The organism is Paenibacillus illinoisensis NBRC 15959 (genome assembly GCF_004000925.1).
In the GTDB taxonomy this organism is placed as follows: Bacteria; Bacillota; Bacilli; order Paenibacillales; family Paenibacillaceae; genus Paenibacillus; species Paenibacillus illinoisensis.
In genome coordinates this window covers 259,599-277,934 of the sequence record NZ_BIME01000005.1, presented here as the reverse complement: position 1 = coordinate 277,934, position 18,336 = coordinate 259,599, and the positions used below count along the sequence as shown (strand labels likewise).

Below are 18,336 nucleotides of genomic sequence, written 5' to 3'. Positions count from 1 at the left end.
CCTTGGGCCGCGATACGCTCCTCTGAAATGTTGTCTGTAATTGTGTGTTCCCCGCAAGGAACATCCCGCTACGGGCGGATTGCTGGCAGCCCAAACCCGGTGCCATGCAACCTAAAAATCGATCAAACCTAGACTGATCTGCAACGCCTCATTGACCAATTTCATGGTCTCCTCGTCCAGATGGGTAATCTTGTCAGTCAGTCTTTGTTTGTCAATCGTCCGTATTTGTTCGAGCAAAATCACAGAGTCCCGGTCAAAGCCATGAGCCGCAGCATCAATCTCGACATGCGTCGGCAGCTTTGCCTTCTGAATCTGGGCGGTAATAGCCGCCACGATACACGTTGGACTGAACCGGTTACCGATGTCATTCTGGATGACCAGCACCGGCCTGACTCCACCTTGCTCCGAACCGACAACGGGAGAAAGATCCGCAAAAAAAACGTCACCGCGTTTTACGATCAATGTCTACACCCCGCTAACTAAGCGGTCCAGAGTGCTGTCCGCATCTTCCTCCGCGTGAAAGGCCTCGGATGCCATGGTCAGATTAATTTTTGCCATCTCCATGTACCCGCGCTGCATGGACTCACGGATGTAACGTTTCTTCCGTTCGGTCAAATACAGCTTCATGGCCTGCCTAATCAATTCGCTGCGGTTGGAATTCTCCAGCGCTACGATGCCATCCACTTCCTGCAGGAGATGATCAGGCAAACTGATCATAATCCGCTTGGTGTTCTGCAAGTTGGCCACCTATCTTCCACCCCCACAAACCTTTCGCCATTGTGAACCAGTATTACGTTTTTCCAGAACTTTTATACAAAGGAATATATATGCCCCGAGTATATCAAGTATGCTGTACTCCATTATAAACATGGGGGGCAATATTCGTACAGACCAAACATCTCTTTTCAGGATTTTTCATCCTCGTCAATATAACAACATTCGAGATGCTCCGACACTTTTCCTTCCGTTCCGAAAAAAAGTTTATTGGTAATAGCGTCCAGTTTGCCAGTCAGGATGTCAAAAGAGGATTAACCTTGGCGACTTCGACACCGTTCCGGAAATAGATTCGCGGAATCCGATGAGCCATCATGCAGATCACCTCATAGGCAATCGTACCAAGCTGGGAGGCCACTTCATCTGCGGTAATCACACCATCAGATTGGTGACCGATGAGGACAACCTCTTCGCCGGCTTGAATTTCTTCCGCCTCTTCAGCGAAAGATTGCAGCGACACCATACACTGATCCATGCAGATCGTACCGACGACGGGAACGCGGCGGCCACGTACAAGCACTTGAGCTTTACCTGTCAGCATTCTTGAAAATCCGTCTGCATAGCCGATAGGCAGGGTCGCAATTCGTTCGTTCCCTTGTGTCACATAACGGGTTCCGTAGCTGACCCCCCAATGAGGCGGCAGCGTTTTGACCAGAACCGCTTTCGTCTTCAGTGTCAATACCGGGACCAGTTTCACTACCTGATGATTCACCTCGGCCGAAGGGTACAGCCCATAGAGACTGATACCCACTCGTACCATATTGTAGGATAATTCCGGTGTATCAATGGCAGCTGCACTGTTCGCCGTATGTATAATCGGGATGACACATCCCTGATCCCGCAGCGCTTCAACCACGCTTTGAAACCGTCGATACTGCTCCAGTGTATAGGTCTTGTCTTCTTCATCCGCCTTGGCATAATGAGTGAACATGCCTTCGAGCAGGACCTGTTCCATTGCTGCTGTTTCCTGGATGAAAGCAATAGCTTCATCGCCGGGCAGCAGACCCAGGCGTCCCATACCACTATCAATTTTGATGTGAACCTTCAATTGGTTCTGAGACGATCCTGTATCCAGATCACGAATCGCTTCAAGCACTTCCCTGCTGAACAGCGTTATGGTCACATCTTGTTCCCTGGCTATAGCAATACCCTCAGGCGGTGTATAACCCAATACCAAGATCGGAGCCTTGATTCCGTTTTGTCGCAGTTCAAGCGCTTCGTCCAGAAAAGCGACACTCAGATAATCCACTCCGATTCGTTCCAGTTCTCTGGCCGTCTCCACAGCTCCATGTCCATAAGCGTTCGCCTTGACACAAGCTAGAAACTTCATGCCTTGGGGCAGAACCGCGCGGAAAGCGTCTACGTTGCTACTCAAATGATCCAAGTTGATCTCCGCTTGGGTCGGCCGATATTGTCCTTGCACGTTCTGTCACCTTCTCTAGTCATCTTAATCCGGCTCACATATCAGACTCCATCGTAATGCTCAAGCATGTGACTGTCAAATGAGCAGAAGAACGGCGACTCAAAAAGTGTGCCCAGCATAATGTCGAGGCCGGAAGCGGATGAAGAAACAGGCTGATAAGCGATACGGACATGAGTCCAAAATGCAGCCTCACGCCATCTCTCTCTGCCTATACCGATTACTTACCCGGTTCATCCCGCATATAAGCGTGTTTTGTATTTATTGGGTCAACCTGCCCATTTCACTGTTCATTTCTCAAGCAATACCCATTACGAAACGTCCTGCTTTTCCTCTCCATCATATGCTGCGGCAACCTAACTGTGTACATCAAAAAGCACCGGAGAACAAGTCCCCGATGCTCCTTAGCATTCCTAATGCCCTAACGACTATACCTATTACATCATTTACCTGACTGCTCCTGCATCGATGTTGCAATCTGAACCATTTCACTCTCCGGCAGATCCGCGCTCGTGATTCTGTATTCAATTCCATCGGTCATCCATGTTAACGTCTGTAATGCGTCTCCACTAATCATTCCCAAAGTGAATCCAAGATCCACTACGCGAGATGGTGCTAGTGATACAGCTCTATCCTGCGGTCTGGCTTCGAAGATCGTATAGTTATACGTTCCTTCGTAGCGGAGCATAACCGAGTAATCGCCGGATTCCTCCACAATTTGATCATCCTTCAGCTTGACGCCTTCCGGAGCGTATGTCGGTTCGATCACGCCAAAACTGCCGGCTCCTTCCGGTTCAGTCATGGTAGGCTCCTCTGTGCCTGGTTCACCACTCGCCGGGTCCTGAGCTCCCTGTTGTTCCGGGTTTTCGCTCACACCGGTTTGTCCATCGGTGACCCCTTCAGCAGAACCTGTAGTCGGTTCTTGACCTGGAGCAGTCTCGGAGCTTGCTGGCTCCTTGGTGCCATTTTCTCCTGCCTGCTCGGCCGGATTCGTTGTGTCTGTTCCACTATTTCCTTCTGTGCCTGCTGTCATGTTGCGCTGCATATCAAAAGCATCTTTGCCGAATTCGGCACCGAACTTGAAGCTGTCAAATTTAACATCTACGACGACGTTTGCATTGGAGTCTGAGACCTCCACCTGTTTGGGTGCATAATCACTTTTGTTCAGCCAAATCTTCTGTCTGACCAGTGCGTGCGTATTATAATTGGCAGCTACATCAAATACGTAGCTCTCCTTCTCATCTGCGAACTGACGTGTTGTATCACCTGTGATGCTGCGAATCAGTGTCTCATAGAGATAAACTTGACCCTGGTTATCCGGCCAGTTGCTTTGGAACCGGAAGCTTTTGTTCTGGCTTGGCGTCAGGACGAATACGCCCTCATCGTTCCGGAGTACAATCTGGGTGACATCCTTTTTGGCATTGGTAAGCGCAATTCGATAATATGAAGGCTTCTGATGCCACACCTCGACCTTATACTGCTGCGGCGTATCTCCGGTATGCAGTGTCATCACACCTGCTCCCTGGTAACTCTCCATCTCTCCTACGACTTCGTTCAGATCTTTGACCACGGCTGCCGCATCCTTCTTCCCGCAGGCGGCAAGTAAGGCCGATAAGACCAATACCATGGCAAGCATCCATGATATTCGGCGCATGACATCATCCCCTTTAGCACAATGTTTTCACTTCAGGATTGTGCGTACAGCAGAACCCCTACTTGATTAGTACATGTCTATGAGGGACTTGTTCGATTTATGCGGACTGGTTTGACAAGCTTTCTATTCCCTTGTTAGGACAAGTGATTTCAGGTAAATCAGTCTCGGGTCCGATGTTAACTTTATCCAGAAAAGGCATAGTTGATAAGGAACAACTTCTTAATTGACAGCTACATACGAGTTTTTATTTCTTGGTTTGAACTCACTTCATATTTTTATTGGAGGGATCATAATGACTACCACAAAACATCGCTCATTACTGGACGGACTGGATGAATTTGTAGCTGAACAGCTGCAAACCTGGAAGGGTGTTGGCGCCGCGGTCGCTGTAATTCACAAGAATGAGGTCATTTGGCAAAAAGGCTATGGGTATCGCGACCTGGAATCCAAACTCGAAGTAACACCAAGCACTCTCTTTGCCATCGGGTCCAGTACAAAAGCTTTTACGGCAACAACTGCTGCCCTGTTAGTCGATCAGGAACTGCTGAACTGGGATACGCCTGTTAAAACATATATGGATGATTTTAAAATGTTCGACCCTGTGGCTACGGAACGCCTGACCATTCGTGATATGTTATGTCATCGCTCCGGACTCCCCAGGCATGAAATGGTATGGTACAACTCTTCACGAACCAGGGAAGAGCTCGTAGATGCTATACAGTATCTTGAGCCGAATGAGGATTTCAGAAATAAGTGGCAATATCAAAACTTGATGTACATGACTGCGGGCTTTCTCGTCGGAAAGCTGAAGGAAACAACCTGGGAGAGCTTCGTTCAGGATCACCTGTTTGAGCCGCTAGGGATGACATCCAGTTTGTTCTCTGTGGAGGAAATGCAGCTCCAGCCTGATTTCGCTGTTCCATATATGGAAAAAGACGGCAAAAATGTACGAATTCCTTATCGAAACATTGATGCAATCGGTCCGGCAGGCTCCATGAATAGCAATCTGGAAGACATGATAGCCTGGTTACGCTTGCAATTGAATCAGGGGCAGCATGATGGACAGCAACTCGTCTCCAAGGAACAAATGGAAGTATTGCACAGTCCGCAAATGCCATGTGATTCTCCGTTTCATGGTCCAGAGATGCCTGTCAGCACTTACGGACTGGGTTGGTTCATCGAACCTTATCGCGGCCATCAGCTGATCCATCATGGCGGTGCCATTGATGGCTTTAGTTCACAGGTTGCCTTTCTACCAGAGGAAGAGATCGGGATCGTAGTGCTCTGCAATACCCATGGAAGCATAATCCCCTATACCATTACATTTCACATCATGGACCGTTTGCTAGAAAAGGAACCTGTGGATTGGAGCCAAAAGATGGCCAAATTGATGAGTGGCGAGGAATCAGCGGAATCTGCAGTTACGGATGCGCCTGAAACGTTGGATCCCGCGGCAACACCAGTGAACGATGCTGAGGAAAAAACGGATGATGCACAAGATGATACAAAAATTATGCCCCTTGAGCGACCTCTAATTACCTACGCAGGTACCTATGTTCATGCCGGATACGGAGAATTGTCCATTCAAATGAATGATGACGGCTTACAAGCGATATTCAACGAGATTGAAATGCCCATGGAATACACAGGCAATGATACCTTTTCCGTCCTGCTTGTTTTATTTGGACTCAAAATCACGTTTACTTTCCAGGTCGATCAGGAAAATAACGCCCGTTCCATTTCCATTCCTTTCTTGATGGAACCGGGTGCGAAACCTATTGAGTTTATGAAGAAAAGCGAAGCATAGCTGCTCACTACAAGGCTCATCCCGCTGTGTATCACTTACCACAGCGGGATGTAAGCCGGATAACTTGCTTCCTTATGATCAGCGCCCGGTTTGCGTTTCACCCACAGACGGCGCAGATCAGGCATCCCATATCCTACCACATTGTAATCACGAAGTGAGGCATGATGGGCATGCTCCTCCCTGAAACGATAGGCGGGTAGCAGCAGCGCCTCCTCGATCAGTTTGGCCTCTAACCCCAGTAGCGCTGCCATTCGTTCACCACCTTCCCGAATTCCTACGATGCGCCTGCATTCCATGTCTAACTCCTTTTTCCGATCATCATCCATGGCAACCAGGAACAATGTATTCTGAAAGGTAAACATGATGAACAGGCTCAGCATGACATGATCATCGAACACTTCCCCCGTATACACGAGATCACATGACCTGAATTCATCATGGTACACCGCACTTACGGGATCACCTGGAACGATATCGATATGCAGTCCGATCCGTTCACAGCGTTGTACAAACCAGAGCATGTCCGTCTCCATTTTCTGCCCATCCTCTACCCATAACCGCAGCGTCTGGCCCGCGTAGCTGCTTCGCTTAAGCAGTTCTTCCGCTAAGGCCAATGAGGAATCCGTGATGAAATCCAGTGCCCTCGTTCGTTTCTCTCGTATAGGCAAGCTGCCCATCCCTACTTCCCTCGTATCCCCATCATTATCCCGAACCAGGCTGTATGCAGGCTGATTACGCGTATCCCGGAACGCATCCATCATCTCCTGTTGATTCAACAGCTGCTGTACAGCCTGGCGGAAATACAGATCCTGCTGTGGACCTTGTTTTCGCATATTAAACGTCATATATACTCCGCCCTGAACTTCATGCTGTACCGCATGAGGCGCTCCATCCGGGAACAAATCCTGCTTGATCACCGACTCTACGAGTGCGGACTGCGGGAGCTGCCACACCTCAACTCGATCAATGTAGGCACGTCCTCTGAAATAGGAAGGGAATACATCCAAAACCAGCAGTCTGGGGTGATTCTTTGTTAAACGATAAGGGCCCGTTCCAACAGGATGCATTCGGTCGAACTCCACATCCCGCGGCAAAATCGACGCATACATGCTGCTCATCAGATCCGGGAACATGAAGTTTGAACTAGATAACGCAAAACGTACCGTCAGCTCATCAAATGTCTCGATCTTCGCAATGGTGCCAAACAGCAGCCGGCAGGGATTGTCGGTATCCTCAAGGATTCGTTCAAATGTGAACTTCACATCCTCTGCATCCAGGATTCGGCCATGATGAAATAGAACACCTTTGTGCAGATAAAACGTCCATTCTGTTCCTTCAAGGCTGCTCTCCCACGCCACGGCAAGACTTGGCTCACAGATGCGACGCTCAGCATTATAGCGTACCAGGCGATCGAATACCTCTGCGACAATGCCCACTTCTCCCCACATGGCAGCCCGGGTAGGATCCAAGGTCTCAAACGGAAAGTTCTGTGGGATCCGCAGGATATCCATCCTTCCCATGGTACCCTGGTCTGAACGAAGACCAAACTGTTCCTGCAAACCCTGCATTAACATTTCCCGTAACGAAAAAGGCAGACTCGCGGCCAGCTGATAGGCTTCTTCGAGCCTGTTGCCCTGCAGCAGGCGATCAAAACGTTCACGGGCTACATCAAGCAGCGGTGCCTGAAAGACCAGCAAGGACTTCTTCCCTCTACCACGCCTCGGGCTCCAATGAATCCAATCGTTATCCATAAACTTGTTCATAATCAAATTCATGTTACGCATCGTGCAGCACAAATGCTGTGCCAGCTCTCCAATCGTCGTTGGCCATTCTTCATCATCTTGAACGTTCGGAAACGCCATACGCAATTGAATATAATGGTCAGCTACTTCCACGACATTCCCTACCTTCCCACTCTGCTAAAATACGAAATTCATTCATCCGCTTCTACAGTTTTTCTTCAGGTTTTCCTCCATTATACTCAGTAACATCTACATGACAATCCAGGAAGGAAGAAATGCAACCGATGAAATATGCTGATTTGCACCGCAACATTAAAATTCGTATCATCACTGACTTTTTTACAGATTTGACCCAGAAATCAATCATTCCGTTCATGGCCATTTATCTGAGTGTCCAGATGGGAGCTGGCTGGGCTGGTGTGCTGCTTACGGTCAACATTGTATCCTCTATGATCGCTGGTCTGGGCGCAGGATACTGGTCGGATCGAATTGGACGCAAAAAAATGATGGTCATCGCTCAATGTGTGCAAGTATTCGCCTTGTTCTGGCTGGCTGCAGCGAATTCGCCCTGGCTGAACTCGGTAGAAGTGACCTGCATCATGTTTTTTCTTAGCAGTCTAAGCTCCGGTATCACTGTTCCAATCGCAGGTGCGATGATCGTGGACGTAAGCAGTGAACATGAACGACATTATGTATATGGATTACAGTATTGGACGACCAATGTAGCCATTACATTTGGCGCACTGATGGGCGGATTGTTATTCGATTCCTTCCGATTCATTCTGTTCAGTCTGGTGTGCATGGAGAGCTTGGTAACCTTGTTCATTTTGTTGTTTTTCATTCAGGAAACCATGGAAAGAACAGCAAAAACGGGCTCGGTTCAGACCATCGCGCCAGTCAGAAGAAATATGCTAAAGACCTATGGAAGTGTACTCAGGGACAGAAAATTCATGGTCTTCTTCACCGCCTCGGTTCTGGCCGTCTCTCTCGAATTCCAACTGGATAAATACATTGCTGTCCGTCTGAAAAGTGAGTTCAGTGCCCAGCTGTTCCACTGGAACATTCCGGGTCTGCAGATGTTCAGTCTAATCTTGGCGATCAACACGGTCCTGGTTGCCTTGATTGCTATCCCATTCTCCAAATGGATGGCACGGTTCCAATCCAGATCCATCATGACGGTTGGCATGTGTCTCTACACCGCCGGATTCGCTGTACTTGCATTTAGCAACTGGGCCTTACTCCTAATCGGCTCTGCCGTCCTGCTGACGATTGGCGAATTGATGTATTCTCCAGTTCGTCAGGTGCTTCTTGCCGGGATGATCCCCGATTCGAATCGAGCAGCATATATGGCTGCAGATGGCATGAGTTATAATGTCGCTGCCCTGCTGGGCAGTTTGGGGCTAATGATCGGAGCAATGCTGCCTTCATATGCCATGGCCAGCCTGTATGTCATCATTGGGGCCTTTGCTCTTGTATTTTTCCGCCAATCACTCAGGCCGTCAGCTGAACTGAGCGAGTCCCTGCGATGTGCGGATGCCTCATAAGCTCCTTACCGTTAAGAAACCTTTTAAGTTTCGTAATCTAACTAATCATGAAACCTATTGAGCCGATTGGAAGTAATACACAGTGAACATGCTTTATTGCCAAAATTTGAGCAAGGGAGTGTTTACATGCATTTATCCAATCGAAGGAGCCGCTTCAGAGTCACCTCGCTAACGGGTGCATTCATGGCTTTCGTCCTGTCGTTAAGTCTCTGGGCACCAGCGGTTCATGCGGAAACCTCATCACCTCAGGTCAATGAAAAAGGACAAACCAAGGCTCTAACCTCTGAATCAGCAGAGGCATTTCTGGACACGTTTTTTGATTCGGCTGAAGCCAAGGCACAATATGTCGGTGCTTCCGTTGTTGTCGTCAAGGATGGCAAAGTCCTGGCAGAGAAAGGCTACGGCTATGCCGATCAGGAGAGCAAAACGCCTGTCGATCCGAAAAGTACGGCTTTTCGCGTAGCCTCCGTCTCCAAAACATTTACGGCAGCAGCCGTCATGCAATTGGTGGAGCAGGGGAAGGTAGATCTGCAAGCCGATTTTCAAACGTATGTGAAGGGACTTGAGTTTGATAACCCTTTTGACAAACCTGTCACTGTGGAAAACCTGCTTACGCACACTACCGGATTCGAGATTCGCGATCCGCAGCAGGAAGATATTCACGCCGACTTCGACAAAACAGTCTCCATGGAGGACTATGCACAGCAGCACATGCCTCCTGTCGTCAGAGAGCCTGGCAGTGCCTATATGTACGACAACTTCTCATTCCTGCTGCTCGGCATGATTGTGGAGAATGTCAGCGGTGAACCATTTGAGACGTACATGCAGCAGCACATTTTCAAACCACTCGGTATGGATAACAGCAGTTTCGTGTTGAACGACAAGTTCAAGGATCAGCTCGCGACAGCGTATGATGCGGTACATAATCCGCTCGATCTGTACACCCTCTCTCCAACACCGATGCCTCAAGGAGGCATGTTGTCAACGGCCGAGGATATCGGGAACTTCATGATTGCTTTTCTGAATGATGGTGTGAAAGATAACGAGCGTATACTGAAGGAATCCACCGTCAAAAGCATGGAGCAGTATCGCTCTTCCATTCATCCGGTACTCCCGGACACAACGTATGGATTTGAAGCAGCATTTCAGCTGCCTGGTGCGGGAAGCAGTCCCGCAATTATTACCAAGGCAGGCGACCTGATCGGTTTCAGCTCTTATCTCTTCCTTATTCCGGAGCAAAATACAGGCGTCTTCCTTACGTACAATCAGTCGGGAGCTCTTCGTAATCTGTTCTACCCGGCTTTCATCCAGACCTTCTTCCCGCAATATGCGGAGCCGGTCGTAATCAAGGACTTTACGCCTCAATCCACCAATGAACTGGAACGCTTCGCCGGACTCTATGCTGACCTAAGACTTAGCACGATTGTCAGTTCTCTCAAAAACGGTGGCACAGAACCCGGTAAATTGAGCATTTCAGATGCCTTCCTGGGCCCACGTACCCTGATTCAGGTGGATGAGAATCTGTTCAAGGATGAGTTAACGGGTCAATTCACAGCCTTTAAGGAACAAGCAGATGGAACAATCTATATGAAAGAGCCCTACCTCAATCCGCTGGGATATGAGAAAAAAGGGCAGCAGCCTCAGGGATTCCGGGACGTTCGTCCGGATAGCCCTTATGCCGAGGCCATCTATGGATTACAGTCGCTCGGTCATTATGACAACGATGCAACCGAAGCATTCCAGCCCAAGTCGGCCGTTACACGTGCGGAATTCATAGAGAATGTACTAAAAATGAGCGGTCTCAAACCAAGCCAAACAACACCGCCTGCGGATAGCGATTGGACCAGTCACCCTGCAGCAGGCTACATCCAGCTCGGTTATGAAGTCGGCATGATCACGGGTGCGGATTCCAAACAATTCAAGCCGGATCAAGTCATTACCCGTCAGGAAGCCATGGTCATGATCTGGAGATCGCTGCAGCTGCAGTATCCAAATGAGCTGTTCCAGGATGTGAAGCTTGCCGGACATGCGGATGAGTGGGCTGTACCCGCAATCCAGATGATGGTTAAACTCGGCATTCATGGTCCGGAAGTGAAGGTACTGAAGGATGGTTCTGTGGATGTTCTTGCCCGCAAACCGCTTATTCGTCAAGAAGAGGCTGCCATTATGTATCAATTGTTTACTCAACCAACGGATAAGATTGTAGCTGAACTTATGGCTCAACAGCCTCAACCAGAAGCCTCCAATGTGGATGAGGCTGATGAGGATCAGCCTTCATCTGCCAATCCGGAGGAAACACCTTAAATGACCAAAGTGTAGTAACTTAATTCCAGACACGTCCAACAGGCTTGTTCGGAAGGAGGATAACCTTCTTCGAACAAGCCTGTTTTTTTACCCTGTTATGTTACACGTTGGCGAGCAACGAAGAGACATGATGATTGCCATTCCGTTGATCGTATTTCTCAGCAGCAGCCTTAGCATAACCCTCAAAATAATCAGCCAATGCGCCAAAGTCTCCAGGGTCTCCTTCATACGGGAAAGAAGCAGGAAGGCGCAATCGGTACCCTGGCGATTCCTCTGCCCAGCGGCGCAGCAGCTGAGCTGCTCTGGCGTAGAACATCATTTTAGCAAAAGGATCTTCATGATGGGCGGCCAGTACCAGACTTTCTTCCAACACATCAATGCCCTTCGACGGGTTGGTTCGTGCCAGATAATCCATTTGTTCTGCGAAGCTCTGTACAAAATCATTTTGGCCCTTGATCATCCGGTAACCCTTCTGCTGATGCTTGTTCGCTTCCTCAATCCGTCCAAGACGATATAGCGGCATCAGGACTTCGGATAACGTCAGGTGCGGAATTTCAGCGCAGCTCATACGACCCTTCAAGATCGGCTTGGCCGCCTCCAGAACCTGCTCATCATCTCCCATTAGAATCCAGTAACGCATGATTTCATCCTGTTCGCAAGCTTCACAATCACTCATAAAGTCACGGTCCATTATTTTGAACTTGGCATAACTGCTTCCTGCTTCCTCCAGGTCACCAAGATCCATGAATAAGCGGAAACGGTAATACCAGTATGAACGCTCACTGTAGCCAAAGGATTTGAAACGTCGCCCAAAGTCCTCCAGCAGCTCCATCATCTTATCGCGAGAGACCTCGGGGAAACTGGAGAGTTCGCCCAGGATCCATTTGTACGACCACATTAATGTCTCTTCGTCATAGCGCTCAGGCTGCTGATCAAACTTGCCGAGCTGCCAGGAAAAAGCGATAAGTGCTTTCATGGGATATCCACAGAACGTGGCTGTTTCCACAATCTCGGATCGAGCTTCGTATGCCTCTTCCTCCATGCCATTTACGTCGGCCACTCGGGCTGCTTCTTCAAGCATACCCAGTTTCGCTGTACCGTTAGGCAAGCCATAGGCCTCGTCCATCAATTCCTCGAAATCCATCTCTGTATTCATCAGACATCCCCCTTACGATCCGTATTTGCGCGTAAACCCCAATCAATAAAACGAACGATGCCTTGATTCAGCACCTCAAGCTCCTGCCGGTTCATGGCATAGTGGCCCATCATCAGCGCATTCACATAGAGCATCTCAATGGCGATCGGCGTCATTTGGGCATCTGGTGTCGTTAACACGCGCTGAATGATTGGATTATTTACATTCAGATACAAGGTGGAGTAGCCAGCAGAGCTGATGCCAGCGGATAACGAGCCCAGTACGGAAGAGAACAGTTCTGTGCTCTCCTCACTCGCCTTTTCCAATGCACGAAGCGTAGAAGATTCCTGCGATAGCGTGAACAGTACAGGCAGGTCTTCCGGTTTGAACCCCTTCACCTCGGCACGGCAGCGAAAGCGCTGAAGTGCCGAATCCGCCAGACGCAGCGCATCATAATAATCATTGCGCTGGGCTGGAGGAACATCCGTGAAGCTAAGCGAAACCTGATCCGGCTGCAGTCGCTCTGTATGCACATTTGGTACCGCAAGTGGCAGTGTCGCCATCAATTCGTTGTCATAGATGTATCCGCCATTAATAACGAGCAGGGATTGGGCAGACGCGACATGGTGAATCTGGCGATACTCATCCACCGTCGCTGTGAAGTATAACGTCTCTCCTTCAGCCATTAACTCCCCCAGCTCCCGGTGGCCCCGTGTGCTCTCAAATGGCAGCCAGCGATAGATCATTGCGTAAAAATCCTGATCCTGCACAGCCAGTGCCTTCATGGAGAGTGCATGCAGACGTATCAGCTTCTTCAGGCGCTCTGTCTGGTTCTCCGCCATATCGGACAGTCCTTGACGAAGGGCATCGCCAAGTTCGGAGCGTACTTCCTCCAGCTTTTCATTTTCATAAAAATGTTCACGCGAAGCCGTTGGTTGAAGCTCATCGGTCCAGATCAGACATTTCACAAAGAAGGCCCAATCCGGCAAAATATTCTCTGCCTTCTCCGAGATCAGCATCCGCTTCAAATACACCCGGTGAGAACGCTTGGCATTCAGATTGACGGCATGTGGAAGCACAAATGCAATCCCTCCGGTACGCCCGGAAGCTGTCGTCAGTGGAATGAAATCTTCAAATGTCTCTCCAAGCAGGCGCCCACCAAATGCAAGCACCTCCGCTTTGCGCCCTTTGGCAAGTTCCGGCTGCGTAAGCCACACAGGCGAATCGGCATTGACGATGTCCTGTACACCTTCGCTCTGCAGCGTCACGGGATAAGGTAACAAGGCCCCATAATAGAACAAAGCTTCCTTCACATATTCCGGTTCAAAATATTGGGCGGCATCCGGCGTACAGCGCAAATACACTTTGGTTCCCGGAGATAATTGGGTCTCAAGCTGGCGAATGGTATAGGTTCCATCCGGCTTGCCGCGCCATTCCATTGAAGGTCCTCCCTTCGCGGATTGGGTCAGCATGACGATCTCATTGCTCACCATGAAGCAGGACAACAGCCCGATCCCGAATCGTCCGATAAAAGAAGTCTCTCCATCCAGCAGGGCTTGCTGCCCACGCTTCGAGGATTGTCCGATCATCGCCAGAAATTCGTGAATATCAGCTTCGGTTAAGCCGATGCCGTTATCCTCCACCATCATCGTTAACTGCTCACCTGTGCCTGTCAGCTCTACGCGCACTTCGCCTTGAAATCCGGGCTCTGCCTCACTTCGTGCTGTAATGGCATCGGTCGCGTTCTGCATCAGCTCACGCAAGAAAACTTTGGGACTGCTATAGAGATGATTCGATAAGATCTGAATCATGCCACTCAGATTGACCTGAAAACGATACTCATTGGATGCTGCCATTTTTGCTCACCTTCCTGGTCCAACACACACACAATTTCGACTTCATATGTGTACATACGATGTGTTAGACGAATTATAAATTTTCAAATATGTAAATCTAAGACATTGGCATTTCACACCTGAAACTGCCAAACGACCACGCCAAGCCGGCCCTGGTGGTAACCAAGACCGGCGTTAGATGAATATTCAGGCATACATCATATGTATAAGGCCTTCCCTTTTATTACCTCATTATGGATGGCAATGAAACGGGATATTGCATCCTTTTTACCACAATACAATGAACAAGAGAATGAGAAAACAAACCTGAGACCCGATTTTTTCGGACTTTAGGGCGTAAATGCCCTTTTCTCCGTGGGACTTTGGACCGAATAATATTTTTTACAATCCATTTGAACGATATTGTCCTGATAGACGTATCATCTTCAAATAGAGAACGGATGGTGAAGGCATATGATTGAAGTTCGCAGCATATCCAAACAATTTGTGGAGCACCAGGCCCTGCGTGATGTAAGCTTCACGATTGAACAAGGCAGCGTTACCGGATTAATTGGCCCCAACGGCTCGGGCAAAACAACCCTGATCCGCATTATGAACGGTGTCCTTGGGGCAACAAGCGGATCCGTAACGATTAACGGATTGGACCCCTCCAACCATGCAGAGAAGGTACTGGCCATGTGCGGCACACTCACGGAACAAAGTGGACTGTATGAAAATATGAGCGGACGCGACAATCTCGTTTTCTTCGCAGATGCCTTTGGTGTACAGCAGCAATCCAAACGAATTGACGAGCTGGTAGAGCTGTTCGAATTACAGGAGTATCAGCACCGCAAAGTGGGCACCTACAGCACAGGCATGAAGAAACGGCTCGGCCTTGCCCGAGTTCTGCTTCATCGCCCGTCCATTCTATTTCTGGATGAGCCGACAAATGGTCTGGACCCCGATGGGATTCAGATGGTACTCCGGATCATTCGCCGGATGAACCGTGAGGAGAACATGACCATTCTGGTCTCTTCGCACGTCCTGTCCCAACTCTCAGCCGTATGTGATCGATATATTTTCATGGAAAAGGGAAGCAAGGTTGAAGAAGGCTCGGAGCAGGAGATTATACATCGTTATCTCACTGCGCCACGGCTTGAGGTAGAGGCCGTCCTGGCTGATGGATGGAGTGCGGCTGCTGAGTTTAATCCGGAGATCCTCTCGGCGGACAAGGCGATTTTCCAGCTCCAGTCCCGTGAGGAAATCCCCATGCTGCTCAAACATTTAACCACGAACGGACAAGTCTATCAGGCTCGCCTAATCGGCAGTGATCTGGAAAGCATCTATTTTGCCATCAGGGAGGCACACCATCATGAATAATCGTCAAGCGATAAAAGCACTGGTACGTAAAGATATTCGGGCCATCACAGCCAGCATTCAGCTATGGCTCCCCATGCTTATCGTTCCGCTCATTATCGGGGTTACCATGCCCGCCATACTCATATGGGTGGCTTCCCGAGTTGAACTTCGTTCCATTGGAAATCTCGGATTCCTGCTCGACAGTCTCGATATCTTAAGCAGCTCAGGACAGATTCCGGAACTGGCCTCCATGGCTACAGACAACCATCGCATTGTCTATTATCTGGCCTTATACATGTTCGCACCGCTGTTTCTGATCATTCCGGTGATGGCCTCAAGCATTCTGACAGCGAACAGCTTCGCGGGGGAGAAGGAACGCAAGACGCTCGAAGGACTTCTCTTCACACCCATCAGCATGGATACCCTGTTTAAAGGCAAAGTACTGGCTGCTCTTATACCTTCCATAATACTGTCCTGGATTACCTTTCTCATCTATGGGATCATTGCCAATATTCTGATGTACCCCATGTTCGGAGCCATGATGTTCCCGAACTGGAATTGGATCATTCTTGTGCTTTGGGTGGTTCCGTCATGCAGTCTTATGGTCATCCTGCTCAATGTGTTGATCTCGGCCAAAGTTCGTGGATTTCAGGAAGCTTATCAGCTGGGAGGACTTATCGTTATTCCTCTGCTTGCACTAATTGCTGGTCAGGCAAGCGGAATGCTGCTTATCAGCCCGGTATTGCTGCTGCTGATTGGAGCTGCGCTTCTGCTCATCAGCCTGGTCCTGCTTCGTCTGGTTTCCCTCTGGAATAGTCGCCAGCAGCTGGCTGAGAGTCAGATCTGATCATGATGACAGCAAGAGTGTATCCATTCAGATGGCGGCAGGATTGAGAAAACAAAAACGACAGGTTATGATAGTGAGACATGCACTTGGGGATGACCGAAGAAAGGAATGGAACGACTGATGGAATACAGTCTGCTTCAGAAAATGAAATATGCACAGCAATTAACGGCACAGGAGAAGCATATTGTGGACCACATTCTGAACAATCCTGAAGTTGTTTTTGAATCTACGGCTTATGAACTGGCTCAAGCCACCTATACAAGCTCATCAACCATTGTCCGTTTATGCAAAAAGCTGGGTACCCATGGGTACCCAGACTTTCAATTAAAGCTTGCCCTCGATTATCAGCGTGCTCCTGCCACGCTTCCACCTGCGAATCATCCCTTTATCGAACTGGAGGATGTACGTTCCGCAATGGATTCCGTACCTTACCTTTATCATCAGGCATTGGAGGAAACACGCCGTCTGCTGAACGTTTCTGTGTTGCAGCGAATCGCAAATTGGGTGAAGGAATCCGGCCGGATTGATATCTACGGCAGTGATATGAACTACTATCTTGCACAGCAGGCCTGCACCAAGTGGAATGAACTGGGCATCTCCGCTATCGCGCACAACAGTGGAAATATGCATTATCTGAACACGATGAACCCTAATGTATCCACACTTTCCTTCGTCATCTCACATACCGGGGAGAATCAGTCGATGGTTGATGTCGCCAAAATTCTGAACGGGAAAAACATGAACGTCATTGCGATCACGGGTAATAACCATTCCAGCTTGTCCAGACAATCTACCGAAACCCTGCTCAGCTATGGCTACAATGAACAAATGAGGCTTTCCAAGATGTCCTCCATGGTTTCTGTACTTTATATCTTCGATATCTTGTACATGAGCAGCATTCGTGACAGCTATTAAACCCGATCGGCAGCAAATACAATCCCCGCATCCTTGCGCGCTTCTGCCAATATGTTCATCACAGATTGACTGTGGCTCAGGAGCTCATAACATTTCGTGTAATCCTTATTGATGTAGATATTTCTAAAGGCTTCCCATTCGTAATAAAGCCAGTTTGACTGTGCCTGCACGTTGATCATCTCCAGGGGTTCCTGCCCAATCTGGATCTTGATTTCCTGGCACCCGTTAGCTCCTCCTACAACTTGAATATATCCCTTCTCCCCCTGGATCAAGACAAAATTCATGCTGGTTGTGTCCTTACATCCTACACACTCCGCAATAAACTCGGGATACTTCAGAACCACCACCCCTGATGTATCAATTCCATTGATGTGTCGGTTGGCCGTATAGGATACGGTTTTCGGGCTGCCAAACATTTTCATGACAAAATGAAGGTTGTATATGTTGATATCCATCAGCGCACCACCAGAGAATTCGGGGTTAAATACATTTGGTGTCTCCCCGGCAAGCAGCTGATTGTATCTACTCGAGTACTGGCTATAATTGCACTGAATGAACCGGATATTCCCCAGTTTGGAAAGCTGTTCCTCCACCTTGTTGTAGTTAGGGAGATGGATGTTTGAGATCGCCTCAAACAGAAACAGATTTTTATCCCGGGCCAGTTTAATCAGCGTTTGGGCTTCCCATGCCGTTGATGTGAATGGTTTCTCACAGACGACATGTTTACCATGCTGAAGCGCCTGATAGGCCTGCTCATAATGCATGCTGTTGGGTGATGCGATGTAAATAAAGTCCACATTTGGGTCAGTATAGAGTTCGTTCAGATTCGTGTAGATAGTCTGCACTCCATATTTGTCTGCAAGCGGCTCTGCTGTTTCCCTTTTCCGGGAGTAAATGGCTGTACATTTCACTCCATACACTTCTTCAATTGCCGATAAAATGGCATCCACAATAAATCCTGTCCCAATCGCAGCTATATTCATCGTTGTTTCGCTCCTCT

At 48.8% G+C, this 18,336-nt stretch carries 14 protein-coding genes; 6 read left to right on the top strand and 8 right to left on the bottom strand.

What is annotated here, in order from left to right:
* Positions 1-111: 111 nt before the first annotated feature.
* From PIL01S_RS15035 to PIL01S_RS15020, 4 genes are all read right to left on the bottom strand, one after another.
* Positions 112-462: a type II toxin-antitoxin system PemK/MazF family toxin gene (locus PIL01S_RS15035; protein ID WP_024630714.1), complete on the bottom strand. Its 351-nt coding sequence runs from the start codon at positions 460-462 to the stop codon at positions 112-114.
* Positions 463-465: 3 nt separating this feature from the next.
* Positions 466-747, bottom strand: a complete 282-nt coding sequence (locus PIL01S_RS15030) for a CopG family ribbon-helix-helix protein (RefSeq protein WP_056699650.1) — start codon at positions 745-747, stop codon at positions 466-468.
* A gap of 262 nt (positions 748-1,009) precedes the next feature.
* On the bottom strand, positions 1,010-2,197 hold the full coding sequence (gene alr, locus PIL01S_RS15025) for an alanine racemase (RefSeq protein ID WP_127538192.1): 1,188 nt from the start codon (positions 2,195-2,197) through the stop codon (positions 1,010-1,012).
* Positions 2,198-2,636: 439 nt separating this feature from the next.
* The gene (locus PIL01S_RS15020; RefSeq protein WP_127538191.1) at positions 2,637-3,848 is read right to left on the bottom strand and encodes an outer membrane lipoprotein-sorting protein; all 1,212 of its coding nucleotides are present in this window, start codon (positions 3,846-3,848) and stop codon (positions 2,637-2,639) included.
* Between the two features lie 292 nt (positions 3,849-4,140).
* On the opposite strand from PIL01S_RS15020, the gene PIL01S_RS15015 reads away from it, so the two are divergent.
* Complete coding sequence (locus PIL01S_RS15015; RefSeq protein ID WP_127538190.1) at positions 4,141-5,655, top strand: serine hydrolase; 1,515 nt, start codon at positions 4,141-4,143, stop codon at positions 5,653-5,655.
* Positions 5,656-5,690: 35 nt separating this feature from the next.
* On the opposite strand, the gene PIL01S_RS15010 is transcribed toward PIL01S_RS15015, so the two are convergent.
* Positions 5,691-7,550, bottom strand: coding sequence for an ABC transporter substrate-binding protein (locus PIL01S_RS15010; protein ID WP_127538189.1), 1,860 nt, complete (start codon positions 7,548-7,550; stop codon positions 5,691-5,693).
* Between the two features lie 122 nt (positions 7,551-7,672).
* Here PIL01S_RS15010 and PIL01S_RS15005 point away from each other — a divergent pair, with 122 nt between their 5' ends.
* Both PIL01S_RS15005 and PIL01S_RS15000 read left to right on the top strand, forming a co-directional pair.
* Positions 7,673-8,941 carry an MDR family MFS transporter gene (locus PIL01S_RS15005; protein ID WP_127538188.1) on the top strand — a complete coding sequence of 423 codons (1,269 nt, stop codon included), beginning with the start codon at positions 7,673-7,675 and terminating at the stop codon, positions 8,939-8,941.
* 126 nt (positions 8,942-9,067) lie between these two features.
* Complete coding sequence (locus PIL01S_RS15000; protein ID WP_127538187.1) at positions 9,068-11,245, top strand: serine hydrolase; 2,178 nt, start codon at positions 9,068-9,070, stop codon at positions 11,243-11,245.
* Between the two features lie 100 nt (positions 11,246-11,345).
* Here PIL01S_RS15000 and PIL01S_RS14995 read toward each other — a convergent pair whose 3' ends face one another.
* On the bottom strand, positions 11,346-12,401 hold the full coding sequence (locus PIL01S_RS14995) for a hypothetical protein (protein ID WP_127538186.1): 1,056 nt from the start codon (positions 12,399-12,401) through the stop codon (positions 11,346-11,348).
* On the bottom strand, positions 12,401-14,236 hold the full coding sequence (locus tag PIL01S_RS14990) for an HSP90 family protein (protein ID WP_127538185.1): 1,836 nt from the start codon (positions 14,234-14,236) through the stop codon (positions 12,401-12,403). Before PIL01S_RS14990 ends, PIL01S_RS14995 begins: the two co-directional genes overlap by 1 nt.
* Positions 14,237-14,689: 453 nt before the next feature.
* Between PIL01S_RS14990 and PIL01S_RS14985 the strand changes: the two genes are divergently transcribed.
* From PIL01S_RS14985 to PIL01S_RS14975, 3 genes are all read left to right on the top strand, one after another.
* Positions 14,690-15,595, top strand: a complete 906-nt coding sequence (locus PIL01S_RS14985) for an ABC transporter ATP-binding protein (RefSeq protein ID WP_127538184.1) — start codon at positions 14,690-14,692, stop codon at positions 15,593-15,595.
* Positions 15,588-16,421: an ABC transporter permease subunit gene (locus PIL01S_RS14980; RefSeq protein WP_127538183.1), complete on the top strand. Its 834-nt coding sequence runs from the start codon at positions 15,588-15,590 to the stop codon at positions 16,419-16,421. The genes PIL01S_RS14985 and PIL01S_RS14980 overlap by 8 nt, the downstream gene beginning before the upstream one ends.
* A 108-nt stretch (positions 16,422-16,529) precedes the next feature.
* Positions 16,530-17,336 carry a MurR/RpiR family transcriptional regulator gene (locus PIL01S_RS14975; RefSeq protein ID WP_246058293.1) on the top strand — a complete coding sequence of 269 codons (807 nt, stop codon included), beginning with the start codon at positions 16,530-16,532 and terminating at the stop codon, positions 17,334-17,336.
* Here PIL01S_RS14975 and PIL01S_RS14970 read toward each other — a convergent pair.
* Positions 17,333-18,319 carry a Gfo/Idh/MocA family protein gene (locus tag PIL01S_RS14970; protein WP_127538182.1) on the bottom strand — a complete coding sequence of 329 codons (987 nt, stop codon included), beginning with the start codon at positions 18,317-18,319 and terminating at the stop codon, positions 17,333-17,335. The two genes, PIL01S_RS14975 and PIL01S_RS14970, sit on opposite strands and share 4 nt — an antisense overlap.
* Positions 18,320-18,336: the final 17 nt, after the last annotated feature.